This is a genomic window from Anaerosolibacter sp., from assembly GCF_029240175.1.
Classification (GTDB): domain Bacteria; phylum Bacillota; class Clostridia; order Peptostreptococcales; family Thermotaleaceae; genus Anaerosolibacter.
Genome location: NZ_JARBTM010000012.1, coordinates 120520 through 146803, shown reverse-complemented (window position 1 = coordinate 146803; position 26284 = coordinate 120520). Strand labels below are relative to the sequence as shown.

The 26284-nt window shown below is 36.2% G+C and carries 27 protein-coding genes and 1 other annotated feature; of the genes, 8 read left to right on the top strand and 19 right to left on the bottom strand.

Annotation, left to right across the window (positions count from 1 at the left end):
* Nucleotides 1-113: 113 nt before the first annotated feature.
* Both K0R93_RS10695 and K0R93_RS10690 read right to left on the bottom strand, forming a co-directional pair.
* Nucleotides 114-647 carry an ECF transporter S component gene (locus tag K0R93_RS10695; protein WP_300301031.1) on the bottom strand — a complete coding sequence of 178 codons (534 nt, stop codon included), beginning with the start codon at nucleotides 645-647 and terminating at the stop codon, nucleotides 114-116.
* A 133-nt stretch (nucleotides 648-780) separates the two neighbouring features.
* On the bottom strand, nucleotides 781-1467 hold the full coding sequence (locus tag K0R93_RS10690) for a Crp/Fnr family transcriptional regulator (RefSeq protein WP_300301029.1): 687 nt from the start codon (nucleotides 1465-1467) through the stop codon (nucleotides 781-783).
* Nucleotides 1468-1654: 187 nt separating this feature from the next.
* Here K0R93_RS10690 and K0R93_RS10685 point away from each other — a divergent pair, with 187 nt between their 5' ends.
* The 3 genes from K0R93_RS10685 to K0R93_RS10675 all read left to right on the top strand — a co-directional run bounded on the left by K0R93_RS10685 (nucleotide 1655) and on the right by K0R93_RS10675 (nucleotide 3271).
* The gene (locus K0R93_RS10685) at nucleotides 1655-2335 is read left to right on the top strand and encodes an NAD(P)/FAD-dependent oxidoreductase (RefSeq protein ID WP_300301027.1); all 681 of its coding nucleotides are present in this window, start codon (nucleotides 1655-1657) and stop codon (nucleotides 2333-2335) included.
* Between the two features lie 65 nt (nucleotides 2336-2400).
* A complete protein-coding gene (locus tag K0R93_RS10680; RefSeq protein WP_300301025.1) occupies nucleotides 2401-3063 on the top strand; it encodes a hypothetical protein in 663 nt (220 codons plus the stop codon).
* Between the two features lie 22 nt (nucleotides 3064-3085).
* Complete coding sequence (locus K0R93_RS10675; RefSeq protein WP_300301023.1) at nucleotides 3086-3271, top strand: DUF1858 domain-containing protein; 186 nt, start codon at nucleotides 3086-3088, stop codon at nucleotides 3269-3271.
* 40 nt (nucleotides 3272-3311) lie between these two features.
* Here the strand turns inward: K0R93_RS10675 and K0R93_RS10670 are convergent, their stop codons facing one another.
* From K0R93_RS10670 to K0R93_RS10650, 5 genes are all read right to left on the bottom strand, one after another.
* Nucleotides 3312-4034: a Crp/Fnr family transcriptional regulator gene (locus K0R93_RS10670; protein WP_330685142.1), complete on the bottom strand. Its 723-nt coding sequence runs from the start codon at nucleotides 4032-4034 to the stop codon at nucleotides 3312-3314.
* A 101-nt stretch (nucleotides 4035-4135) separates the two neighbouring features.
* Entirely contained in the window at nucleotides 4136-5332 is a 1197-nt protein-coding gene (locus K0R93_RS10665) for a tetratricopeptide repeat protein (RefSeq protein WP_300301021.1), read from the bottom strand.
* Between the two features lie 148 nt (nucleotides 5333-5480).
* Nucleotides 5481-6128, bottom strand: coding sequence for a hypothetical protein (locus tag K0R93_RS10660; RefSeq protein ID WP_300301020.1), 648 nt, complete (start codon nucleotides 6126-6128; stop codon nucleotides 5481-5483).
* Nucleotides 6129-6156: 28 nt separating this feature from the next.
* The gene (locus tag K0R93_RS10655) at nucleotides 6157-8349 is read right to left on the bottom strand and encodes an Eco57I restriction-modification methylase domain-containing protein (RefSeq protein WP_300301017.1); all 2193 of its coding nucleotides are present in this window, start codon (nucleotides 8347-8349) and stop codon (nucleotides 6157-6159) included.
* Nucleotides 8350-8418: 69 nt separating this feature from the next.
* Nucleotides 8419-9201 carry a carbon-nitrogen family hydrolase gene (locus K0R93_RS10650; protein WP_300301015.1) on the bottom strand — a complete coding sequence of 261 codons (783 nt, stop codon included), beginning with the start codon at nucleotides 9199-9201 and terminating at the stop codon, nucleotides 8419-8421.
* Between the two features lie 186 nt (nucleotides 9202-9387).
* Here K0R93_RS10650 and K0R93_RS10645 point away from each other — a divergent pair, with 186 nt between their 5' ends.
* Nucleotides 9388-10032: a hypothetical protein gene (locus tag K0R93_RS10645; RefSeq protein WP_300301013.1), complete on the top strand. Its 645-nt coding sequence runs from the start codon at nucleotides 9388-9390 to the stop codon at nucleotides 10030-10032.
* Between the two features lie 10 nt (nucleotides 10033-10042).
* Here K0R93_RS10645 and K0R93_RS10640 read toward each other — a convergent pair whose 3' ends face one another.
* The 5 genes from K0R93_RS10640 to K0R93_RS10620 form a co-directional block, all read right to left on the bottom strand.
* A complete protein-coding gene (locus tag K0R93_RS10640) occupies nucleotides 10043-10636 on the bottom strand; it encodes a hypothetical protein (RefSeq protein ID WP_300301011.1) in 594 nt (197 codons plus the stop codon).
* A gap of 127 nt (nucleotides 10637-10763) precedes the next feature.
* Entirely contained in the window at nucleotides 10764-11198 is a 435-nt protein-coding gene (locus tag K0R93_RS10635; RefSeq protein WP_300301008.1) for a hypothetical protein, read from the bottom strand.
* A 108-nt stretch (nucleotides 11199-11306) separates the two neighbouring features.
* A complete protein-coding gene (locus K0R93_RS10630; protein ID WP_300301006.1) occupies nucleotides 11307-11492 on the bottom strand; it encodes a DUF4177 domain-containing protein in 186 nt (61 codons plus the stop codon).
* Nucleotides 11493-11507: 15 nt separating this feature from the next.
* On the bottom strand, nucleotides 11508-12443 hold the full coding sequence (locus tag K0R93_RS10625) for a hypothetical protein (protein WP_300301004.1): 936 nt from the start codon (nucleotides 12441-12443) through the stop codon (nucleotides 11508-11510).
* Nucleotides 12444-12614: 171 nt separating this feature from the next.
* Nucleotides 12615-13211 (bottom strand): hypothetical protein, encoded by a 597-nt coding sequence (locus K0R93_RS10620; protein WP_300301002.1) that lies wholly within the window; start codon nucleotides 13209-13211, stop codon nucleotides 12615-12617.
* Between the two features lie 167 nt (nucleotides 13212-13378).
* Between K0R93_RS10620 and K0R93_RS10615 the strand changes: the two genes are divergently transcribed.
* The 4 genes from K0R93_RS10615 (at nucleotide 13379) to K0R93_RS10600 (ending at nucleotide 16834) form a co-directional block, all read left to right on the top strand.
* The gene (locus K0R93_RS10615) at nucleotides 13379-13846 is read left to right on the top strand and encodes a hypothetical protein (RefSeq protein ID WP_300301000.1); all 468 of its coding nucleotides are present in this window, start codon (nucleotides 13379-13381) and stop codon (nucleotides 13844-13846) included.
* Between the two features lie 104 nt (nucleotides 13847-13950).
* On the top strand, nucleotides 13951-14946 hold the full coding sequence (locus K0R93_RS10610) for a hypothetical protein (protein WP_300300998.1): 996 nt from the start codon (nucleotides 13951-13953) through the stop codon (nucleotides 14944-14946).
* Nucleotides 14947-15095: 149 nt separating this feature from the next.
* Nucleotides 15096-16307 (top strand): alanyl-tRNA editing protein, encoded by a 1212-nt coding sequence (locus K0R93_RS10605; protein WP_300300995.1) that lies wholly within the window; start codon nucleotides 15096-15098, stop codon nucleotides 16305-16307.
* A gap of 245 nt (nucleotides 16308-16552) precedes the next feature.
* Entirely contained in the window at nucleotides 16553-16834 is a 282-nt protein-coding gene (locus tag K0R93_RS10600) for a hypothetical protein (protein WP_300300993.1), read from the top strand.
* Nucleotides 16835-16860: 26 nt separating this feature from the next.
* Here the strand turns inward: K0R93_RS10600 and cls are convergent, their stop codons facing one another.
* From cls to K0R93_RS10565, 7 genes are all read right to left on the bottom strand, one after another.
* The gene (gene cls, locus K0R93_RS10595) at nucleotides 16861-18237 is read right to left on the bottom strand and encodes a cardiolipin synthase (RefSeq protein ID WP_300300991.1); all 1377 of its coding nucleotides are present in this window, start codon (nucleotides 18235-18237) and stop codon (nucleotides 16861-16863) included.
* Nucleotides 18238-18349: 112 nt separating this feature from the next.
* Complete coding sequence (locus K0R93_RS10590) at nucleotides 18350-18481, bottom strand: OadG family protein (RefSeq protein ID WP_300300989.1); 132 nt, start codon at nucleotides 18479-18481, stop codon at nucleotides 18350-18352.
* 12 nt (nucleotides 18482-18493) lie between these two features.
* The gene (locus K0R93_RS10585; protein ID WP_330685141.1) at nucleotides 18494-19615 is read right to left on the bottom strand and encodes a sodium ion-translocating decarboxylase subunit beta; all 1122 of its coding nucleotides are present in this window, start codon (nucleotides 19613-19615) and stop codon (nucleotides 18494-18496) included.
* A 320-nt stretch (nucleotides 19616-19935) separates the two neighbouring features.
* Nucleotides 19936-21327 carry a Na+/H+ antiporter NhaC family protein gene (locus K0R93_RS10580; RefSeq protein WP_300300987.1) on the bottom strand — a complete coding sequence of 464 codons (1392 nt, stop codon included), beginning with the start codon at nucleotides 21325-21327 and terminating at the stop codon, nucleotides 19936-19938.
* A 110-nt stretch (nucleotides 21328-21437) separates the two neighbouring features.
* Nucleotides 21438-22832, bottom strand: coding sequence for an asparagine--tRNA ligase (gene asnS, locus K0R93_RS10575; RefSeq protein ID WP_300300985.1), 1395 nt, complete (start codon nucleotides 22830-22832; stop codon nucleotides 21438-21440).
* 66 nt (nucleotides 22833-22898) lie between these two features.
* Nucleotides 22899-23146, bottom strand: a binding site (T-box leader).
* Between the two features lie 110 nt (nucleotides 23147-23256).
* Complete coding sequence (locus K0R93_RS10570) at nucleotides 23257-24591, bottom strand: replication-associated recombination protein A (protein ID WP_300300982.1); 1335 nt, start codon at nucleotides 24589-24591, stop codon at nucleotides 23257-23259.
* A gap of 305 nt (nucleotides 24592-24896) precedes the next feature.
* Nucleotides 24897-26273, bottom strand: a complete 1377-nt coding sequence (locus K0R93_RS10565; RefSeq protein WP_300300980.1) for an MATE family efflux transporter — start codon at nucleotides 26271-26273, stop codon at nucleotides 24897-24899.
* Nucleotides 26274-26284 lie beyond the last annotated feature (11 nt).

The following is a 26284-nucleotide window of genomic DNA, read 5'->3' as shown; positions in this document are numbered from 1 at the left end:
AAGTCAAGTCTTTTTAAAAAATTATATAAAAAATCAGCGTATAATTTCTATACGCTGATTTAAATAAAATCGTCTGTTTTTCTTATCTTAATGACATTGCCCCTCAGGAAGTCTTAATTATGGTCATATAAATTTTGAAATACTTTTATCTTGTCTAAGCTCAATAACAATGGAGCTGCCAGTATACCTCCACCTACAGCCTGGGTTACATTGGCTAAGACATTTGGTACTGCGGCTGCAAAACCGTATAGCATTGTCTCATAGACCAAATAGCCGCCAACCATAATGGCACCGCCAAATACAACAGATACAGTAAATGTAACAAGCTTTCTAGCCAAAGACCCTTGTTCATTTAGCATTTTGTGATAGATGAATCCAACAATCAAGGCATCTAAACCTTTAATCACAAATGTAGCTGGCGCATATACACCATATCCCAAAAACAGATCTGCCAGCATTGAACCCACAGCTGCCGCCAAACTTCCACCTATAGGTCCTAATAAAATACCACTTAAATAAACCATACTGTCACCTATATGAATATACCCTTTCATCGGAGTAGGAACTTGAATCAGCATTGTCCCAACCAAAACAAGAGCTGCCATTAATCCAGAAAGAACCAATTTTTTAATACTCATTTTCCACATTGTACTGCTCCCCCTTTACAAATTGTATGTATGTTTTCTCAATTACTATTATACCATCTCGCCCCTTTGTAGTAAATACCCCATTTGCAAATTTAAGAAGTGTGCATTGTATCGATACAATGCACACTTCTTCTTAAGAGTCTATCCAAGTTTTCAACTTCTCCATGTTCTTTACAACAATTTTCTTTCCACTAATATCAATAGATCCTTCTTTCTTAAATTGACCAAGGGCCCTACTTACTGTTTCTCTTGCCGTTCCGATCATATTGGCTAATTCTTGTCTCGATAATTCTAATTTCAATTCAATGGCATTGTTTTTTTCTATACCATGCTCATGGGCAAGCTTGATGATCATTTGAGCTGTTCTCACATAGGTGTCACTCAATGCCATTTGCTTTAATTTCATCTGTGACATATACAATCTCTTATTTAAAATCTTTATGATTTGCAGCGCTAAATCCGCATCCCGCTTCACCAATTCCTCCAAATCCTTATTCATAATCATTCCAACGACTGCATCCTCAATAACTTCTGATGTAGCAGGATACTGTACATCATTAAAGATAGTCACCTCAGCAAACACATCTCCATCCCCATAGATATTTAAGATCAACTCCCTGCCATCAGATGAGGTCTTAGAAATTTTTACTTTGCCAGATTTGATAAAGAAAATTGCTTCTCCAGGATCCCCTTCCATAAAAATGATGGTTCCTTTTCTATATTTTTTCTCCACTGTTATGGCAGCAATTTTCTCAAGAGATTCATCGCTTAATTGAGAAAATATTGGCATGTGCTTTATCAATGCAATATTCTTATTCATTCTATCCCTCTTTCATAAAAATAATAAAAGTGCATGTACCTATCATATACCTTAATTCGTATATTTTAAATAGTTTTGTGACAAAGTGATATATATCACGTAAATTTGTGACTTAAATTGTTTTTTAGATATTTTTCCCATATTATAATAGACTTATCAAAGATGATTATCACAAGGAGTGAAATATATGGATGCACCAAAATATGCAAATTTGCAAAAAATTAGGAACGGCAATAAGACCTATGCCATAACGCCAAGAATTCCTGGGGGTTTCATTAAACCTGATTTGCTCGTTAAAATCGGCGAAGTAGCTAAAAAATATCAAGGCACCTTAAAAATTACTTCCGGTCAACGAATTATGATCACAGGCCTACAAGCAGAAGATGTGAATAAAGTTTGGGCAGAGCTGGGCATGGAACCAGCGGTCTTATCTCCTTATTCTGTAAAAAATGTAGAGATGTGTCCCGCATCCTTTTGCAAGCGGGCGAAGCAAAATTCATTAAGATTGGGAATGAAACTTGAAAAAACCTTTTATGGAGCTCAAACACCCAACCGTACCAAAATTGGTGTGGCAGGCTGTAGAAATGCATGTACTAGTGTCTATTCCAAAGACATTGGTGTTATCGCAGATGTAGATGGATATATTGTTACTGTAGGCGGCAGCGCGGGCTTTCATCAAAGACTATCCGATATTGTAACGATTGGCTTAACGGAAGACCAAGCATTTTTACTTGTAAAGGTTATTGTGGACTACTACAATGAAAATGCTTCTACGGGAGAAAAGTTAGGTGATTTTATTGATAAAATTACCTTCGAAAAGTTTCAGCAAGATGTCATGGAGCGTTTTAAGATTGAGAAAAGTAAATAATGTGATTTAAATCATAGATTACACCCATGAAGGGAATTATAATAACAATAGAAGGAGGCGTTCAAATGAGTAGATTTTTAGGTCCAATTCATCACTGGTTATTTAATAAAATAAAGCTGCATGAGAAGTTAGAGGTTGAATTAATCCATGCCTTTACTTCAAAATATGGTGGTGAAATTGATACAATCGTGGAACAGGCTGTCAATAAGTATGGAACTCTATTACCTGATGCACCCCTAGATCAGTTAATCGATACAGATAATATTCATGGTTGGCTTCAAAGCAGAATTTCTATTGCAGAGACTCGACAAGCGGGCATTCTTACATCTGTGTTTCATAACCATGGTCAAGAAGCCATAGATATTGCCATGGGCTTATACAGACAACAAGGTATTCAATCAGGCACGGATGCACAGTCAAAAGGTCAGGTTGAAAGTGCCCCTGGAATTTATAAGGCACTTAACAACTATATATTGGATGGCATGCCTTGTGATAATGTAAATAATGTAACAACAGCTGAACCTAATCATGTAGAATGGAAGAATGTTCAATGCCTTCACAAAGGCTACTGGGAGGCTGTTGGGGCTGATGTTAAAGTGTTTTATCAATTAAGAGCTGAATGGACGAAATCTTTCGTCGAAAATGCGAATGAAGCCTTTACTTATACAGTAAGTGCAGCAGATTTTAATGGTACACCTGGATTTGTTCATCAAATCATTAAAAAATAAAAGAATATATGGAGGAATGAATATGAAAATTACAAGAGACACATTAATAAGTGATGCGTTACGATTAAACCCTAAGGCTGCGGAAATTCTTATGCGCCATGGTATGGGATGCCTTGGCTGCCCATCATCTCAAATGGAGAGCTTAGCACAAGCAGCTGATATCCATGGTATCGACTTAGATGTCCTTATCGAGGAATTGAATAAGTAAAAAATGCTCCTAGATATATATTCTAGGAGCATTTTTTTATTTATAGATATGCTTTCAAAGCATCTTCGTCCAGGATAATGATTTTCTTGATTCCTTTAATTTTTAGGATGCCTTCATCCTGCATCTTCCCCAGTTTCCTACTGATGGTTTCTCGGGTAACCCCTATATAATTGGCTATTTCCTCTCTGCTTAATGGCAATTCTATTTCTTTAATATGTCCTCTGCTTTTTGTATATTCTGGTATAAGCTCTAGAAGAAATGTAGCAATTCTAGCTTCAATATCCTTCGTGCCTAAACTCTGAATCAATGTCTCCATTTTGATCAATCGTTCTCCCATAACTTGCAAAACCTTCATAGAAATCTCCGGCCGTTTACTAAGTATCATTTCAAAGCTTGCCTTTGTCAACACACAGGCGTTTAAATCCTCTAAGGCTTCTACATTGAACGTCAGTCTCTCACTTCTAAACAAACTCAGCTCTCCAAAGATATCACCTTCTGATAAAATATACAAAATTTGTTCTTTTCCTTCTTTTGTATATTTAAAAACCTTTACGCTCCCTTGATTTATGATGAACAGACTCTCCATCTGATCCCCTTCAAAGAAAAGAATTTCCCCTTTTTTATATTCTTTATTTATCTTTAAACTATTTATTTCTGAAAGTTCCTCCTGAGACAATGTCGAAAATATAGGAACTTTACTGGCACAAAATTTATGGGTACATTTCCCACAGTTGCATCCCTTCACATTTCTTCCCAATCCCACTATTCCACTTCCCTTCCTATACTTTACTATATTTTACCCTAATTATAACATACATAACGCAAATAAATTAAATGACCTCCATATCGGAGGTCATTTTCAAATCAATCATTCAATCTATTTAATTCATCGATGGCGTCATATATCGGCTGATAGTTTGGCACAAGCTTTCTCGCCCGGTATAAATGCCATTTTGCCTTATCAAATCTACGGGTATACAAATAAATCAAACCAAGATTATGGTGTCCATACCCATTTTCAGGGTGTAACCGAACAAGGTGTTCTGCATATTTTTGTGCAGTGGTGTATTGTTTCAAGTCTTCGCCATACAGCTTTGAAAGATTTAACAATGCAGCAGCATCTGATTCATCGCATTTTAGCAATTGTTTATTATATCTTATGGCTTTTCGAATTTGCCCCAAATGTTGATAACAAATAGCTAAGCCATAATATATATCTGTTTTAATATCTTCTAACTCCTTCGAACGAATCCAAAGAGCCTTTTGATAGCATCGAGCAGCTTCATCATAATGCTCCAATTCATATAAGATATCGCCTTTTAGCTTCCAATTCATTGATATCCTTGAATTCTCCAGGATTCTCTCATTTAAATAATCCATGGCAATATCAAAATAGCCCTCATTTAAGTATGCAGCCAATAGATTATTGCTAAGATACTGATCCTGGGGGTTAATCTTTAATCCATCCTTACATATACCGATAGCCTCTTCGCTCAACCCGTTTAGAATTAGAAAACTGCTCATATTCAAGTAAGCCTCTGAGGATTCAGGTTGAAGCAGCGCCTGGGCTTTCAGGTGTTTCAAGCTTTTTATTAAGTCTCCTTTAGACTCATAATAGTAAGCTATATCTTCAAAGATATAGAATCGTTTATATTTCTTTAAAAAATATGGATTATATTTATAGATGTACCGCAGTGCTACTGCCGCTACATCTACCCTGCCCTGACGAAAGTGGGTCTGAACTTCTTTAAAAAACAATTTCCAAGCACTTGAATCATAGGATAAGTTTGTAAGATGATATTTCTCGACCCAAAGCTCTATCATTTCTTTTCTATTCGTCAAATGTTTTGGAAAAAATACTTGATCACCCATCCAATAGGTCGGTATCATATTCTCGATATCCTTCTGCAAATCCTGGGCATAAGGGCATTGACGGAAATACAAAATCGCCCAGAATCCGGGAATCCCTTTATATGATTTTCTGTATTGAATCTTTTGTAACCATTTCTCTCCTCCCTTACCCTTATCCGTTGGGGACTGCATATCTATTACTTTCTCCATATAGTCGTCCCTCAACTGCTCTGTCGGAAAAAAAACATACAGTTTATGCAAAATATAGCACCCCTTTCTGTTAAGGGACTATATAGTCAATTTTTTCATTCCCTATTCCAATACATAATATTCTTATATCTGAGAACGGTGATGATATTTACGAATCACTAACTGTACTTTTTATTAGTTTATCCACTGCATGTAATACACGTCCAATTTTCGTATGGGCACTCCTCAACTCTTGACGAATCTGTTCCAGAAATTCCCCCTCAATTTGATCATCACTATCTTTATTCAAATATTGATTTAGACTGATTTGATGATCCTCTTCTTCAACCAGTGACTTTAGCTTTTCATAGGTAAACATACGATATATCTTTTTTCCTTTTACAAGGGCGGTAATTCCTGTGGTTACCAGCCTATTGACCATTCTTTGTGTCTTTTCTAATCCTTCCTTTTTAATAATATTGATTTCATTTTCATTGGTAATGCGACCAATTAAATTGCCATCGACATACATAAAAAAGTTTTCATCCAGAGTAATCTCTTGTTCCTTACTGAATCGAATAAATTTATACTCCTGTCCCTGAATTTTTCTAATCTTTCCGAAGGCAAGCAGATATGTTTCTTTTATACTCCAATCCATGCTCTTGATCTCAATCAATTCTCCATTGGCAAAAACATAGGTTGTATCTTCCAAAAGGTGTTCACGGATTTGAAGCTTTTCTATAGACCTTTTATCCAAGTTGATAATTATATCTCCTTTTTCCTCTTCTGTACACTTACCTAACACATAGAAACGCATAGACCATCCTCCCCTCTTGAGTTAAATTCTATTTTCTTTCTAGTTCCCTATGGTGCAGAGACTCGATTAACTGCTTTTCCTTCTCAGTCAAATCATATATTTCATACATTATTTGATCTAACATCTCTTGTTTGCTAGATTCCTCACCCCATTGAATCATGTCATTCACAAGGCTTATCATCCTGTTTTTCATAGTCTCTGGCATATCTATACGAATGGGAAGCTCCTTCAAAGGGTTAGAATATAATTCTAACTGCTCACCCTTTCTCTTTCCATTATTATATAACCAAAAATACATTAACTTTGAATTGAGCTGCCCCAATACTAGCTTTAGGTTTACATGGGATAACCTTGGCGTAATGAAATATACATCGGCACTGGCATACCATGGTCCCTCATGATAGGCAAATCTATTTTCCCTTCCTCTTTGGGGGACAACAATTTTCTCGCCTTCAAAAATTTCTTGATTTCTCGGCCATTGCAGGGCGTACCATGGCCTAAGGCCTTTTACGGTTTCCCTTCTTCCCATAAGAATATCCTTATATCGATATAGATGTTTAGAAGTAACTATATTTAGTACATTTGGTTTTAAATTCTCATTGGAGATATAAAGCATATGCTTATCTGTAGCAGCTTTGACCCAATATCTCTTAATATCACTGTTCTTATACATAGGCTTCAGGGCCTCATAGGTGTGAAATTCCAGATTTTCAGCCTCCTGCTTTGAAAGAACAAAAATACCCTCACCGATTGTATATTCATGAGTTTCTGCTGCTTCAGGAGATATTTTTTTTAACAGCATATCCTTGGTTACTTTGTCTGCACCGCTGACAATACCTTGATTCACAAAGCATAGCTCCCCTAATCGGTAGTCTTTTTTCTGATAAATTTTATCCAGCAAATATAATCCCTCTTGGTCGGTATTTATGTTTATTTGTCCGTTGTCACTATAAAGCTGTCCTTGGTTTTCCAAGATATACCTGTGAATAATTGATGAAGCTTGACAGCGATTATTTAAGACCTTCTCCAAATCCTTTTCAGGAATACTTTTATCTATAAAGCAGCGAATATTCACAGGACAATGGAATGTCACTTCCTTGGTTAATAAAAAAATAATATTATGTTGTCCCTTTGCCGATTTAAAAATTTCAAAATGATTAAAATTGATTATTTCCCGAAATGTGCACTGCTCTTTCAGATATTTTCGCAGTTTTACAGCACCGTCAGCCGTTACAAAGTAATTCGTTGTGATAAAACACATTATCCCTTGGTGCTTCAATAATTCCATACCTCTATATATGAAGAAATAGAAATAATCCATTTTCCCTTCATAGTATTTCACACCAAATGATGTGGTTTTGATTTGATCGAAAACAACTTTATTCCCTTTTTCTCCGAGATAAGGCGGATTTCCAATAACAATATCAAAACCACCGCGTTCTAATATCACTTTCTTAAAAATATCATACTTAGATAACCACCCCTCTGAGAGGCTATCACTTTGAATCATATTTATTCGCAGCACTTCTCCTATCTCATATGTATCCTTATGGTATACCAGTGAAAACAGCATCATTCTTAGCAAAATCACTGGATATATTTGCACATCAATGGCAAAGAGTATATTTTCAATAATATATTTCTGTAGAGATACATCTGAGGTTGTCTTTTCTAATTGGTGATGAATACGCTTCATTAACTGAAAAAGAATTTTAAAACTTTGTAATATAAATAATCCAGTGCCGCATGCTATATCAATTAACTTTAGATTTTCTAAAGATGTCAGCAGTTTATTTATGGCTAAAGCATCTATTGGGAGTTCTCCCTCTAACATACGGCATATTGTTTTTTCCTCAATGCCTGTATCTTTATGAAGATACACAATAATAGATCGTTTTATCATGTACTTGTTGATGGGATCAGGCGTATAAAAACTACCCGTTTGCTCTCTTAAAGTTCCAGTCAAATAATTATCATACCATAACACGATATCCATAAGCTTTAAATCCATATACCTAGCAGCAAGGGCTTCAAGTTCATCAGTGGCATCCATCTCAAAACCCTCTATATCCTTTACCAGATCCTTCAATGCTGATTCTCCATAATCAAGGGTAAACCGCAGCATAAAAATCTGTACAACTGTACTTTCCTTGGGTAATTTCAGTTTTTCAATATCTATTAATAGTTCCTGCAGGCGTTTTTCCACATGTTTAGCAATCATTTTTCCTCACCCATATCCTCGCGTCAATATAATATAAGAAGGTGCTTTAGACACCTTCCTCGTTGGACCTTATAATTCATATGCCTCAATATTTCTATCTGAAAAGCAGGGTATTTTTGTCCGTATGCGATCTACCAAATCTATATCTATCTCTACTTGTAGGATTTGTTCCTGATCGTCAGCTTCGATCAAAACTTTCCCCCATGGATCAACGACTAGGCTTTTTCCCGGGAAATTTGCCTTAAACTCACTTCCGATTCGGTTAACTGCTACCACATACATTTGATTCTCTATTGCCCTTGCTATTACTAATGCTTTCCAATGATCGATCCTTGTTTCGGGCCATTGGGCAGGTATAAACAAGACCTTTGCACCCTTCAATGCCACAGTTCTGGCCAGTTCTGGGAATCTTATGTCATAGCATATAATCGCTCCACAGGTGACTTCATCCAAAAGAAATACTTCTGTTAGGGCTCCAGCAGTTAAAAACTCATGTTCTCTAGCTTGCTGGATCAAATGTGCTTTATCATAATGTGACTTTACATTCCCTTCTCGATCAAAAACATATAGTCGATTATATATCTTATCTCCTTGTATGTCTGCAACAGAGCCAGCAACAATATTGATGTGATACTTTTTTGCTAGGTTTCCAATGATTGTTCTTGTCGGTTCTCCTCCCTTATCTGCGATATCATGGAGATTTTTCAAGCTGAAGCTTGTATTCCACATTTCTGGCAGAACAATAATATCAGGCCGGCCTCCAGCTGCTTTCTCGATCATTTCGATGATTCTTTTTCGATTCATTTCCGGGTTTCCAAACTCTATATTCATTTGAATCATAGCTATTTTCATCGATTTAAACTCCTCTCTAACGATTCCTAAAGAACCATCTTGTCTTATTTTTTCCTGCACACCCAATATATAGGAAGTTAAAGACCAAAATTTCCTATATATTAAAAAACTTGAAAATTTATGTTTGATTCTTATTTTTTAGCCGATATATTTATTATATACTAATCGGAGAGGAGGGTGAAAACAATGACTTCAAAGCGAATTTCCTCCGTAAACAAAACAAGAATATATACCATGTATGTAGACCGCAATACGCAGATAAACAATATTCAACGGGTAAATTCCATTGACAAAATTAATAAAACCACCAATGAAAGTTTTCATAACTCTGACAATGTATTACTGGGTGCTTCAAATTTCTATGATAGTCTGAAGAAGCTCAAAGAACAATACTTATCCTTTTATAAGGTAGAAAAGGAATTAGAAGATGCCTTAGATGAATTCATCAATGGGGAAGATACTGATCAAATTAAAATCATAGAAAACCTCATTCATAGGTACAATATTGCCATTGATTCTTTAAAAGAGTTTGACAGCTACTTCGGGACCAATCACTGTAAAAACATTCATGATATCATTCTGGTCTATCGCGGTTCTATGACCAAAGTAGGCATTGATATTGAGAAAGGTTTTCATCTATCCCTTGATAAGAAAAAATTTATTCGAGTAACCCAAAATGATAATAAACTTCTTGCGTTTTTGTTTAACACAAAAAACGGTTTAATTCGAAAGCTATACAATGCCTTCCGAAATATCAAGGTTTCTCCTGATCATGGAAAGTATCATTCATATCCATCTGAAACTACTTCAATTTTTGATAAAAAACTATAATGATTATAGATTATTTTATTCTATACTTAATCCTATCCCCTAAATCAATATAGAGGATTTTATATTGGTCCATCATCTTTTTTAATGCTGCCCTTCTCACGTTTACTGTGTCCTGAAATTCGTTTAGATATGCTTGCGCTTTTTCTATACTTCTTCTGTCATTATAAGCCTCCGCCAATCTCATCTCAATCATAGCATATTTTACTGTCTTTAATTCTTCTATAAGCAGCGCATGGGATTCCATCGCTGGAGAACTTATTGGTATATCTATGACCATCATCATCATTTCATCAATTTTCATCATGTTTTGATCTAGCGCTTTAAAATCTCCGGGTTGTTCAGGTGAATAGTTTCGAATCCACTCCCCGCTTTCCCGCGTCACAGGATATAGTTGTTCTTCCAAAGACTGAATTACATCCAAGTACTTGAATATTTCTTGTTTTTCAACATTAATGGTCATATAATCATGGATCAGAGGACTCCTGCTTCCTAAAAATATACCTAAAATCATCGTAAGACCTAATAATATTCCATAGAGAAATGTGTTCATTCGAAATAGATTTGCTTTTTTGTCTATAGGCTTATCGCCCTTCAATTCCGCCATTTTGATCACCCTTTTCCTATTTCTCCATTATAATAGTTCTATATTATCTACTCAATTCCTCTCGTCGTCCCCTAAAATATACTAAAAATAAAAAGGACACAGGGTGTGTCCTTTTATTTTTAGTATATTAGTGAACTTTTTTCAAGTACATTCCATCGCCAACTTTTTTGACGCCATCAATCTCCTGAATCAGTCGATCTACAATAAGATCCATATCTTTATAGTGAATATCTATTCCTTTTTTCTTCAAGTACTTCATTATGGTCAACAGGCGGATAGGATAATCACATGGATTTTTAAAGTATGGATGTTTTTCAATACTTTTTTTGATCGTACTCTCATCAATGTCATATATTTGGACTACTTTTTCAATATCCATATTTCCCTCTATCCTATGAATATACTGATCAATCTGGCTTGTGGATTTGTTGTATTTCTTTAAGAACTTCTTTAAATCCCTCAAGAATCTCAAATCATTTTTCGCTTCCTCTAGATAGACATTTAAATCAATATACGTCTGTTCGTCGCACGAATCCACCAGATCCGATAATGCTGTTTGCATAAGATTATATTTTCCCCCTTCAGACACTCTTCATTACAATTTTCCTATCTTATATTTTACAAGTTTTCGCATTTTCTGTCAAATTCATTCCAGCAAGATATGTTATCATTAATCCTGCTTTTCTCGCTTTAAAATGCAGCATATGGTTCTTCCATTCACCGTTGGCGCACTGGTCGCCAGTTCCCATCCGTCGTCACCAAACTTGTTTAATTCGTTCTCATCTTCTTTACTAAGCACCAAGTTGGTAACACCCTTCGCTTTGAAGTTTAATATTTTATATTCCCATTTTTTCATCTTTCAAACCCCTTTTTATACAAGATCATTTATGCTGAGTATTTCATCCTTAAAGTGTTTCCCATTGTCTCCCAATATCATTTCAATTATTGTCTTCGCTTTATCTCGATCTTCCTCTGAGGTACATTCTAACTCTAACCGATTATTCTTTAAAACCATTTCACATAAAATGCTTTTGCGGTACATCATTTTGAAATAAACGCAGTCTTTATCCTCATCATCAAAAACAATTTCTTTATGCCCTAAGAAGATTTTTTTTATGTTACGAGCGTCTCGGATCAAATAAACACTTTGCCATACATAGTATAGTTCATCGCCTTCTTTTTCATTCTGTATTGTCAATTCTTCGATAATGCCCAGGTGCTTGTAAAGCACTTCACTATGATCTTTCAGATAATCATCCCAATTAGCATATCGGTTTATCTTTTTGAATTCCTCAAAATCCTCCAACATACTTCTTTCGATGCTTGTCTTAAAAGCACCAGGGATATACTGCTTGTTCCCAGTCAGCCAATACATATCCCCCGTGCCCAGGATTCTGCCCATAACCAATTCGTTTTCCTGAATATCTCGGATGCTTTCAGGATTTACTCGATAAACTTCCTTACTAAAGATATCCCTCATCATCTTATACTCATTTTGTACTTCAATCACTGTATATAGACTTAGGTATGTATCAATTAATTGCTGGATAAATGCAGCTTCGTCCTCGGCGAGGGTGACCTGGGCAGCATTATAATATTTGCTAAGAAAGCTTTCACCATCTGTTAGCTTGTAGTCATAGATCAACCATGAATTAAAGTCCAGATGCAGTTCATTATTCATTTCACCTTGTCCAACAAAATGATAAAAATAGTTTTTGGCAATTTCAACTTCCTCTATAAAAGATGGCGAAGATAAAAAGGATAATACATCCTCTTCAATTTTCAACTCTAAATTTTCTAAGTTCATTGACTTCTCTCCTCTACTTTTGTTCCTATACTTTTTCCAATTTTTACACCATAATACCATTATATCCATATATCCAACAGAACAAAAGCATTTCGTGGGCTAAAATCTAAGGAAATGCTTTTGTTCTTCACAGGACATAATGCTTATAAATAAACCAGGCATTGGCCTGGCTCATATCAGTGCATTCTTTTTATCAAGCTTCAAAATATAAGACAGGGCCGGTGCATCCCTATGGAAGGACTCTAATTTCATGAGTTCTCGATCCTCCAAGGTATATAATTTGTTAAAAAGATGTACAATATCCTCTTTTTTCAAATCACTAAAAGCAATAGGTGTAAAATTTTCAATGATAAGAGACGCCAGCTCCTTATCGATTTCAAAGATATCATAATCACTCTTTTTAAAAATTCCTCGGATAGATACATTTGCATCTCCCTGTAGATCTAATAACCCAACCTGATAGAGAATTTCAAAATCTTGTTTCAAATTTTTTACAAAATCCCTCCATTTCTCTAAACCTTTTCCATTTAACTTGTCATGACCTAACCCTAGATCCTCAATCAAGCGCATGAGTACAATTTTTGCACAATGATTCAGGCAGGATTTATATAGAAATAGCTTGCACCATTCTTCCTCTTCTATATTCATATTGAGCCGGCTGTCAATTCTCATCTTCTTTAGAATGCCTCGATTTTCATAGCTATACTTCACAATGAAATGATCCATAAATTCTGTAAGCTTTTCATATAGGTCTTGCAGTTTATCCATATGTTCCTCCTCCCTTATTATTTTTTCTTTACTATATAATATTCTGCCTGTCTATATATGTGTATTTTGTCGATTATTTTACTTTTTTCAATATTCCCCTTTTCTAGACATGCATAAATATTGTATAATGAGGTGAGCGCATCTACGTATTTGTTAGGAGGATCACTGTGTGCAAAGTCATTGAGCTCCATAAATATAAGGAAAATAAAACCCGCAAGAATTGGCGAAATGTTCCGTTATATGGACCTGTTTGGTTTTATGAATTGAATGATGGAATAAAGCAGCTTGCGCGAAAAGATTCTACAATTATCGTTCGAAACATCAAGGAGCACTTATCCTGTAATTATTATGATTTCTTAGCGGCAAATAACCTTGATGCCAAACAATACACCATGGAACAGTATATCATTCAACATATCAATATAAACGAACCTTTTGCCATATCCCATAGTATTCAGTTTTCCAGGGGAGCTACACTGAAAATCATCTCTGAAAATGATTGGAATAATATTTCCGATTTGATTGTTCGAGTGAGCCTTTCTGATTATTACAAGCTTACTCCCACAGAAATTGAACCTGTGAATTTGGTTGGCCGTTATACTTGGGATAGCGTAAAAATCGATGTATCTAAATAATACCAAAATAATATTTAAATCCTATGTTGTCATAACAACATAGGATTTTTATTATTTGTAATGTATTGTTCTGGTTTCCTATATATTATATAGAGGTGATCGATATGTTCAAACAATTAAGACTGATGCTTGTCATGCACATTCTATTAATAACTACGTTTCTACTTCAACATTTTTTTGATAGCCACAACAATGTAATGACCTTTAAATCTTATGTTTCCCCACAGCAAAAAATATCTCAAACGTTGATTAACCATTTTTACAGTACTGATGAGAACATAACAAACGAAGCGAAAGAAAGCATTATAGAGATTACACTGAAGAACTTAAGCCAGCATCAATGGTTAGCCTATAGAGAATATGTCGATTTGAAACTCTATACAGCGAATGTGCTCCCAGAGAACAACCTAGAACTCATCGTTTCATTAAATCTATCCAAAGATCAGGCTGCCTTAGCTATCTATCGCCTAATAGGCGACGAATATATTTATACGTCAAAAATTGAAAATATAGCTCCAGTTGAAAAAATCGATTTTATTCCCATTCCAGGTCTTGAATATGATTTCATCGTTAGTCATCAACTTATCGATGAAAGACTTGGCGGCTTTTTTATCGAACGCTTTATTAAGATCTATATGTATTCTGATTCACATTTTAAAAGCATTTGGCAAGAAACAAAATTTAGCGAAGAAATCTATAGACTCCGACTACTGAATCCATCGGCTCCAGAAGATCGATGGATGAAAGTTACAGTAAATAATCTTATTCGTTTTGAATCGAATCCCACATTACATATTATACTGGAAACCAACCAAAAGAAATTTTCTGCATTTCACGAAACATTTCCATCAGCAAACAGCTTTAAATTGGAGGATAGTTTTCGCGGCATAGAAACTTTCTACTGGCATCCTACATATCAACATTTTGTTATTGGAGAAGGTTTAGTCAGAGCAACAGGAAATACCGTAGCTATCCTATCAGATACAGCGGATTCCAAAGAAAGCTTCTCTGGTTATTCCCTTAAAAATTATCGTATTATCACCCCTGACGGAAAAATAGAGTATATTCCTAAAGACCGTATTATTAACTCAAATCACTAAGATCCTTACTGGATCTTTTTCTTTTGTAGCCAATAAAAAAATAATCTTCGCAGGATTTTATGCTTATGTATAGAAAATAATAGAATGGACATGAATGTATAGAAAATCAGCGCTATGATTTTCCTATGTATCAAGAAAGGATTGAAAACATGACGAAAAAACTTTATCTAGAGAACGTTTATTTAAAGGAATTTACAGCGAGCATATTAAGTATTCTAGAAAAAGAAGGCAAGTATCATATCATTTTAGATCAATCTGCTTTTTATCCTGAAGGTGGCGGTCAGCCCCATGATCTAGGTTGGATCGACAACAGTGAGGTTGACTATGTTTATGAGGAGGATCATCGAGTTTATCATGTAGTAAATACCTTACCTGCAAATCTCACCCAGGTAAAATGCAAAATAGACTGGGAACGAAGATTTGATCATATGCAGCAGCATCTTGGACAGCATATATTATCTTCGGTTTTTGATAACCTCTTTGATGCTGCAACAGTAGGCTTTCATTTGGGCACCGAATTCGTTACAATTGATATTACACTTCAAGATATTACAAAACAACAGATCGAAAGAGCTGAATACCTTTCAAATCAGATTATTTGGAATAATCTTCATGTAAAACAGTTATATCCTGATCCTGAAACCCTCAAATCATTACCCCTTCGAAAACAGCCAAAGGTTACTGAAAATATTCGAATCATTGAAATCGATCAGGTTGATTACTCTCCCTGTGGTGGCACACATCCATCTCAAACAGGAGAAGTAGGAATTATTAAAATACGAGGTTGGGAGAAAATCCGTGATTCCGCTCGTATTGAATTCATCTGTGGAAGCAGAGCTTTGAAAGACTATTCTTGGAAAAATGATCAAATAAATAACCTATCCAATTTGTTTTCAGTAAAAGATCAAGATACCCAGTTGGCCGTTGAAAGAATTTATCATGAAAACCAAACCATGAAGAAAGAATCAAAAGCAGCAAGAGATCAACTCATGGCTTACGAAGCTAAAAGCCTTTACGACCAGGCTGAAGTAAACACTACAGTGAGAATTGTTCATGAAATCTTCGAGCAGCGGGATTTTGGAGAACTAAGACAGCTAGCCGCCAAAATCGTATCCAATCCCAATGTTATCGTTTTATTTGGGACAAAAGATAACGAAAAGGCCCAGATTATTCTGAGCCGTTCCAATGAAATTAATGTCAATATGAATGAGCTTTTTAAGGAAATTGCTCCTTTAATTAATGGAAAAGGCGGCGGTAATTCCCAAACTGCCCAGGGCGGTGGAAGTGACATAAGTAATCTTGCATCTTCCCTACAAGCTGCTCAAAACATAATTACGAAAAGATATCTATCCAAAGCATAAAAGAGAAATGGCTCCTTCGGAGCCATTTCTCTTTTATGCTTCACCCTATTTTGCTTGGAAAATTGATCTTTCTATAATAAATTATAAACAAGTTACTCCAAGTTTACAATATGTTTTTTCGATTTTTTTCTACATATTTCTTGCTTATCCTCCAAATAGTGGTTCAATAATATTTCATAAGAAGTAATAATTCTATGGTTAAATTAATAAGTATATCCTAAAATAGGTTTGAGTGGAGGGATATTATGATACATCATGAAGGAATATCTTATCTTGATTCTGATGATATATATTACTATCATTGTCATGTTGACAAGAACGAGATTGAAAAATACAGAAACAGATGGTACAAAGTAATATGTGTTATTGAATTCAAAAATATACCGGACCATATGAATACTTACTTTGTACCGCAACAAAAACTGGAAGAATTTTTAAAATCCAATCCAGAAAGGCTTCTAGATATTATTCCTACTAGCCTCTCTGAAGTCAAAGAAATACTTAGCAAGTACGATATACAAATTTGAAATAAGTATCTATAGAGGATCCAGATTTATAAAGATCCTCTTATCATTTTAATCAGCTGCATTCCTGCTAAGTGGATCAAGCTCTCCTCTCCCTGTACCTCCACTTTATAGGCTCGACTCAAATACCCATTAAAAATCTCAATAAGTCTTTCTGTATACCCCATATCATAAATGATACAGAGTATTTCATAATCTCTTTGCATACCTCTATAATCAAAATTAGCAGTGCCCACAGAAGCCACATGTCCATCTACTGTAATCATTTTATTGTGGGTAAACCCTCCAGTAAATTTATAAACCTTCACACCTGATTTGGTAAGCCTTTTCCCCCATATGTTTGTTGCATATTTGGCTACAACATTATCAGAATCAATAGGAATCAGTATTTCCACATCCACACCCCTTAGCACAGCATTTTCAATGGCAATTACAATACTTTCGGATGGTATGAAATAAGGCGTTATGATATGAATTTGCTTCTCTGCCTTATTGATTAAGGAAAAATAGGTGTGCTCAATATTGTTTTGTGGGGAATCCGGCCCGCCTGTAACGATTTGCATTGGCACTTGTCCAGCATGCTCTCCCACTGCAAAGTAAACTTTATCCGTTAATGCTTTTCCTGTAGCAACATACCAATCCCTAAGAAAAATAATTTGTAATTGTTTTGTAGAGGTTCCCTCAATGAGAATGTCTATATCCTTCCATTCGCCTATTTCTGTTTTCTCTCCAAAGTACTCATCGGCAATATTTCTTCCACCCGTAATACATGTTTTTCCATCTACGACTAAGAGTTTTCTGTGATTGCGATGATTGATACTCAGATGATAGACACCTTCCCAAATTGGAGAAAATGCGGCCGTCTCTATCCCTTCCTTTTGCAGTTGTTGAATATACTTTGGCTTTATGAGCAGGGTTCCAAGCCCATCATAGAGTAGTCGGACTTCTACGCCCTCCCTACGCTTCTGGATTAGCAGCTCCTTAAATTTTGTTCCAATCACATCATCTTTCAAAATAAAATATTCGATATGAATGTGCTTCTTCGCTTTTTTGATTGTTTCAAATACTGCTTTATAGAACTTTTCTTCATTTTCTAATAGTTCAATATGATTCATATCAAGCGTGCTATCGTTAAATTTCTCAGGAAAGCTGTATCTTTTTCCTAAAATGCTCTTAGCTGTTATGGCTTCTTTGTTCACACTTTGCTCGCTAAGCAATTCAATATATTTTTGTCCCTTTCTAGCAATATTTCCATGATAGTCTCGTTGAATGTCCTTTGTCAACGTAATTATTGCCAACAGAATTAGTCCCATCAATAAAGCATGGATCAACCATCGAATAGAAATATATCGCATCAACGTAAAGGTTATGTTTAATACCAGTACCAATAAAATAAGTCTCTTCAATTCATCACATCCTGCCCAGTCATTCTCTGTAATAGCTTTCCATACTCTGTTATCATTTACTCATGGAATTAGTCTGGGCAAAGGAATAAAAAAAAGACTCGTCTGAGTCTTTTTAATCCTCTTTATATGGGAAAAATTTAAGCAGTCCTTTAATCATAAAATAGAACAGAATCAATATTGTAAAGGTTGTTCCCATACCGTAGCCCATAATCTCTAACCCTTCAGGAATAAGCTCAAAATTCATATCATCAACCTCCTAAGATAATAATGCTAAGACGACGCTGCCCGCAATGATGGAGCCTATCTGTCCAGCCACATTAGCACCAACAGCCTGCATAAGAATAAAATTTGTAGGGTCCTCTTTTTGTGCCATCTTCTGAATTACCCTTGCAGACATGGGGAAGGCAGAAATTCCAGCTGCACCTACCATAGGATTATACTTCTCTTTTACAAACAGATTTAATGTTTTTGCAAACAGGACACCCCCTGCAGTGTCAAATACAAATGCCACCAATCCCATTCCAATGATCATCATTGTTTCAACTTTTAAGAATGCATGGGCTTGCATTGTGGAGCCAATCGTTATCCCTAAGAGCAGTGTAACAAGGTTTGCCAGCTCATTTTGTGCTGTTTGTGAAAGTCTGTCTAGAACACCACACTCTCTGATTAGATTACCAAACATCAATAATCCTACAAGCGTTACACTAATGGGTGCAATAATTCCCGCCAAGATCGTTATACAGATTGGAAAAAGAATTTTAACTGTTTTCGAAATTTTTACTTCATGATAATCCATTCGAATTCGTCGTTCTTCCTTCGTAGTTAAAGCCCGTATCACAGGGGGCTGGATTACTGGTACCAATGCCATATAGGAATACGCCGCCACAGAAATTGGTCCCAATAAATTTTGAGCAAATCTTGAAGCTACAAAAATAGAAGTCGGTCCATCTGCAGCACCAATGATTCCGATGGAGGCTGCCTCCTTTAAAGGAAAACCTAGTAATAAAGCTGCCAACAAAGTAAAGAATATCCCGAATTGTGCTGCTGCTCCAAAGAATAACATCGAAGGCATTCTGAGAAGCGGACTAAAATCGATCATGGCACCAACCGCAATAAAGATAAATGCCGGTAATAGTTCGGTTAAAATTGTGGCGTTAAATAGAATGCCCAAAACACCGTGGTGAGGATCAGCAATGCCTGGTATTCCTTCTACCACAGGGATATTTGTAAGTATGGCTCCAAAACCGATTGGCAATAACAACATAGGCTCATACTCTTTTTTAATGGCTAAATAAATCAAAAAAGCCCCTATTAAAAACATTACTACATTTCCAAATGTCAACGTCTGAAATCCTACTAATAATTTTTGCAACAACATAAACAACATCCTCCTCAAAATAGGTTTGGAATAAAAGCTAAGGAAATTGAAAGCCTTTACTTTCTTAATATCAAAAAAAAGACCTTTGTTTATACATATCTTGTATAAACAAAGGTCTTGCCTTCAAGTTTCCTTGATAAACCAACCGAGCCGTTTTTACAGCTGAGATGACGACTGATTATATGGCCTATGGCCATTGGCTACTCCCCTTTATTCAGAACTACTAACTGACAAAACTTAGTATAGCATAGTCATTTTTAAAAGTAAACTACTTATCTAGGATTTAAGTATCGCAATTATTTATGCATACTTATAAGAATTCAATTCTTGCATTCTGCTAAACCCCGTTTTTTCTTATCGAACAATGTACCCAAATAACCAATAATAAATGTAACGATGGGCGATATATAGCAAAGTACAGTATATGGTGCATACTTTACGGCAGCAACACCCGTGATAGCTGCAGCAATGATTGCATTTATGTTCCAAGGGATAAGGGGTGCAATGGTGGTCCCTGTATCTGCAATGGTTCTTGCTAGGACCGCACGCTCCACGTTTAGTTCGTCATATTTAGATTTCAAAAATCTTCCGGGCAAAAGGATTCCTACCGTTTGATCACAAGTAATGATCGTTAATAAACTGCTTAAAATACCTGTTTTAAAAATCAAGGTTCCCCTAGTTTTCGTACTGGTCATCAATTGATCCACCATAGGTCGAATCATTCCCGTTCCCTCTAAAATACTATTTAAAGAAACAGCCCCCAATACAATGAGAATAACCTCAAACATAGGTAGAATACCGCCACCCTTGAGTATTTGATCCAGTTCAGGCATACCCGTATTTGCTTTAAATCCAAAGTATATAACCTTTATCATCTCTATGGGCTCAATCCGCTGCAGAAGCATGCTAAAACCAATGCCAGCTATTGAGCCAAACACCATATTGGGAATAATCTTCACACCGGTCATGGCCAGAATAATTACAACGACTGGAAGAATCATAAGGATGGGCGTAATATAAAAATTTGAAGCTATCCCTTCTTGATAACTCCTTAAAACATGCAGATCAATCCCTACATTGTATTGTTTCCCTAGACTATAAAAGAATATGATACTGACAACAACTGTTGGAATCAGTGTTATAAGCATACTTTTTGCGACATCTTTAAATCGAATATCAATTGTTTTCAGCGTCAGATTTACCAGACTGCCCATGGGGGAAATTTTATCAGCAATAAATGCCCCAGAAATAATTGCCCCTAACAAAATATGTGAGGGAATCATTAATCCTCGTCCCATTCCCAGCAGTACCATGCCAATAGTGCTTACGGTTCCTAATGCAGTTCCCATAATTAATGAGATCACTGCCGCTGAAATAAAACAGGCCAGCAAATAGTTTATTTGGTGTATATAGTTGAACCCATAATAAATCATGGTTGGTACAATACCAGATGCCATCCATAAAGCAATCAACATTCCGATTAATATGATTACTATAAATACAGTTTGACATTCTCTGATTCCAGCTATGACCATTGTTACAATCTGCTTTCCACGAACACCATTCTTTATGGCAATAATCCCAGCCAGCAATGCACTTCCAAATAATCCAAAGAATAATGGATACTGGAACAAAATACATATGGCAATAAGACCAATCATCCCTATCAATGATAGATAGATATCTTTTTTCGGCATTACATTATATTCCATAAATCCTCCAGTGACACCTCTATTTTCATCTCCATTATACTATGAATATTCCATCCTTAGAATACTCCATAATCAAAAGAGGAACCTTTTTCGGTTCCCCTCCTGTATCATTAAAACTCTGCCGTCTTTACCGTTCTTGGGAAAGAAATAACATCCCTGATATTGCTCATACCTGTCAGATACATGATGGCCCGCTCAAATCCAAGTCCATATCCAGCATGTCTTGTACCACCATATTTTCTTAATTCAAGATACCACCAATAATCGTCCTTGTGGAGCTCCATTTCTTCCATTCTTCTCTCCAACACATCAATTCTTTCTTCTCTTTGGCTACCTCCAATGATTTCACCAACGCCTGGTACAAGAAGATCCATGGCTGCCACAGTTTTTTGGTCATCATTTAATCTCATATAGAAAGCTTTGATATCCTTCGGGTAATTTGTAACAAATACAGGCTTCTTAAATACCTTCTCTGTCAAGTACCTTTCATGCTCGGTCTGTAAGTCACAACCCCATTCCACAGGATATTCAAAATCTGCTTTTGAATTTTTTAAAATTTCAATAGCTTCAGTATAGGTAACTCTACCAAATTCCGAATTCAAAACATTATTAAGACGCTCAAATAATCCTGTATCAATAAATGCATTAAAGAATTCCATCTCTTCCGGAGCATTTTCCATAACATACTGAATGATATATTTCATCATTTCTTCAGCCAATTCCATATTGTCTTCCAAATCAGCAAATGCAATCTCTGGCTCAATCATCCAGAATTCTGCAGCATGTCTTGCTGTATTGGAATTCTCAGCCCTAAAAGTTGGCCCAAAGGTATATACATTTCTAAATGCCATACAATAGGCTTCTACATTAAGCTGCCCGCTCACTGTCAAATTTGTCTCTTTTCCAAAGAAATCCTTGGTAACATCAACACGACCTTCCTCATTCTTAGGCATATTATCAAAATCCAAGGTTGATACCCTAAACATTTCACCTGCACCTTCACAATCACTACCGGTTATGATTGGTGCGTGTACATAAACAAATCCTCTCTCTTGGAAGAATTTATGTATAGCGTATGCAGCAATAGATCGTACCCTAAACACTGCTGAAAAAGTATTACTTCTTGGTCTTAAGTGGGCAATGCTTCTTAGGAATTCAAAGCTATGTCTTTTTTTCTGCAAAGGATAGTCTGATGAAGAAGGTCCCTCAACCTCAATATGAGTTGCCTTAATCTCAAAAGGCTGCTTTGCCTCTGGTGTAGCTACCAGCGTTCCTTCTACAATTATCGCTGAACTGATTGGTAATTTTGATATTTCTTCAAAGTTCTCCAATTGATCCTCTAGCACAATTTGTATGTTCTTATAGTAGCTTCCATCATTTAGCTCAATGAATCCGAATGTTTTTGATGTTCGAGAGGTACGAATCCAACCACCAATTTTAACAGTCTGGTTCAGGTATTGATCGGTCTCTTTAAAAATTTTCTTTACTTCTAATAATTTAAGCATTCCATACTTCCTCCTTTTCAAATTTGTGGAATACAATCAAAAAAATATAAAAACCCTCCATCCCAAAGCAGGGACGAAAGGTTAATTTCCGCGGTACCACCCTCATTGTCAAAAAGACCAACTCCAATCAGCATTGAACAAGACGTTCAACACTTCCAAATTGATAACGGTTTGGCTCCGTCTAAGCCTACTCTCCTAAGATTTCAGTTAGAGACTCTGAGATGTTCTTCAATAGAGGCTTCGTATCGGACTTTCACTATCACCGACTCGCTAAAACTACATCCTTTATCTACTCTTCTCTTCCTTGTCTGTTGTTATATAGTTTGTTAAGCATATTATATGCTTGGTTCGAAAATATGTCAAATCTTTTTTCCCGTTGAAGTAGCCCTTTAGCTAGTGTAAGTATTCACTATTTATAGCCAAACTATTCATGCCCTTGATTTTTTCCCTTGAGCCATGTTAATCGTTCTTTCATCCTTTTTTCATAACCATTTTCAGTCGCTTCATAATAGGTTGTATCCACAAGCTCATCTGGCAAGTATTGCTGTGCTACATAATGGTTTGGATAATTGTGGGGATACATATACCCCAGCCCATGTCCCATCTTCTTGGCCCCACCGTAACTCTGATCCCTTAAATGCACAGGGACTGGCCCTATATTTCTTTCACCCACATCTCTTAATGCTTTGTTAATTCCTAAGTAGCTGGCATTACTCTTTGGTGCAGCGGCCACATACACAGCTGCTTGGGCCAGAATGATTCTTCCCTCTGGCATTCCAATAAACTGAACAGCTTGGGCTGCACTATTCGCAATTACCAAGGCATTGGGATCAGCTAATCCTACATCTTCAGCTGCTGCAATTACTATTCTTCGAGCGATGAACACAGGGTCCTCTCCCCCCTTGATCATTCTAGCCAAGTAGTGGAGAGCAGCATCAGGATCTGATCCCCTCATGCTTTTAATAAAAGCCGACACGATGTCATAATGGTAATCACTACTCTTATCATACTGAATATGCCGCTTCTGCAAACATTCTTTGATAGTATCTATATCTATATGGGTTTTTCCTTCATCACTTTTTTCAGTTGTTAATACAGCCAGCTCCAACGCATTTAATGCTCTTCTAGCATCACCGTTAGCTACACCAGATAAGAATTCAAGGGCTTCAGGGGAAATTTCTATTTCAAACAATCCCAACCCTGATTCATTATCATGGATGGCTCGAAGAATAATTTTCTCAATAGATTTCTCGTCCAATGGCTCTAGTTTAAATAACATAGATCTTGAGATCAAGGCATTATTCACTTCAAAATATGGATTCTCTGTGGTCGCACCAATAAGTGTCAACGTACCATTTTCCACATAGGGCAGCAAAGCATCCTGCTGCGCTTTATTAAAACGATGTATTTCATCCACAAAGAGGATTGTTTTCTTATTGTACATCCCCATGACGTTCTGTGCATCAGCAACAACTTCTTTAAGATCCTTCACACCCGAGGTAACAGCATTGAGCTGAACAAAATTTGACTTTGTAGTATTGGCAATTACCTTGGCAAGACTCGTTTTCCCAGTACCTGGAGGCCCATATAAAATAAGAGAAGTGATACGGTCAGCCTTAATAGCACGCCACAATAACTTGCCGTGGCCCACAATATGCTCCTGGCCAATAAAATCCTCCAATTTTTTCGGTTTTAATCTTTCTGCCAAAGGTGCTTCTCTCTTTAGATTTTTTTCTCTTTGTATATCAAATAAATCCATCCTCATCACCTTTTTCGTCATATTCAAATACTATATTCTTTTTTCTTTCTAAAAAACCTTCTCTTTCTGAACAAAAGCATTTAATGCTCTAATATCTAAGGAAATGCTTTTGTTCTTCACAGGGAACTAATAGTTCCCTATGACGCTTCGCTGTAACCCTCCAATTATTATACATAAAGGGGTGAACCCCTTTAAAAATCCCCTATATCCAGGAAATTTAAGACCATAATTTCCTAGATATCAAAGAAAAACACCTGCTCAAAGGCAGATGTCTTTACTTCGGCAAATCGTATTCTATATTTTTCCTACTCCATCAGTGGTTTAGAAGCTTTGCTTTCTTGATGTTTATCTTCTAGACTTCGAAGCTCCATAAATAACCAAATTCCTGTAATGATTGAAGAACCTATATCAGCAACTGGCGCTGCCATTAAAACACCCTTTAACCCTAAAAACCTTGGGAGAATGAATAATGCAGGAATTAAAAGCAATACTTGTCTCGATAAGCTTAAAAATGCTGCCTGCTTCGGTTTCCCGATGGCTTGGAAATAGTTTGCAGATATAATTTGGAAACCTATGATAGGAAGAAAAATTAAAAATATTCCTAAAGCATAACTTCCAAATTCGATGAGTTCTTGATCGGTTCGATTAAATATAGCGATCAATTGTACTGGAAATAGCCTTGTGACAATGAAGCCAAGGGTAGTAATACATGTGGCAGCAAAAATACCTAACTTTAGCGCCTCTTTCACGCGGTTAAATTTCTTCGCACCGTAATTATACCCGATAATAGGCTGAACCCCTTGGTTTATTCCAAAAATAGGCATCAATATGATCATTGCAATGCTATTCACCACACCCACGCCTGATATAGCAACATCACTTCCATGTAAAATAAGTTGTCTGTTCATAATAACACTCAACAAGCTAGCTGCCAACTGCATAACAAAAGGTGCTGACCCCATGGCTACAATTTTTCCTACCAGAGATGGACTTAGTTGCAGATTTTTCAGGTGAATCTTCAATAAACTCTTGCCCCCAAAGAAATACATCAATACCCAAATAGCTGAAATAGCCTGTGATATTATCGTTGCTAAAGCAGCGCCTTTAATCCCCCAATCAAAAACGAAAATGAAGATCGGATCTAAAATGGTGTTCATGATGGCACCAATCAACATAGTAAACATGGCAATTCTGGGGTTTCCTTCAGCTCGAATATAATTATTCATGCCAAAGCCAATAGATTGAAATACGGTTCCGAAAAGAATAATACTCAAATAATCCTTTGCATAGGGTAAAACCGCTTGACTTGCACCAAAAAGCTTCAAAAGCGGGTCTAAAAATATAAGTCCTGGAATGGTTATTATCAAAGAGACCAGAATGAGTAATACCATTCCATTTCCGATGATTAATTCTGCCTCATCCCGTTTCTGCTCACCCAATCGAATAGACAATAAAGATGTGGACCCAATCCCTATCAGCATAGCACATGCCATAATCACCAGCATAATGGGAAAACCAATGGTTATCCCTGCAATTCCAAGGGAACCTACACCATTGCCGATAAAAATACGATCCACCATGTTATATAGCGCATTTACCAGCATACCAATAATAGCGGGTACAGAAAACTTTAATAAAAGCTTCGATACTTTCTCTTCTCCTAGTAATGTTGCTTGATCCATAGACACACTCC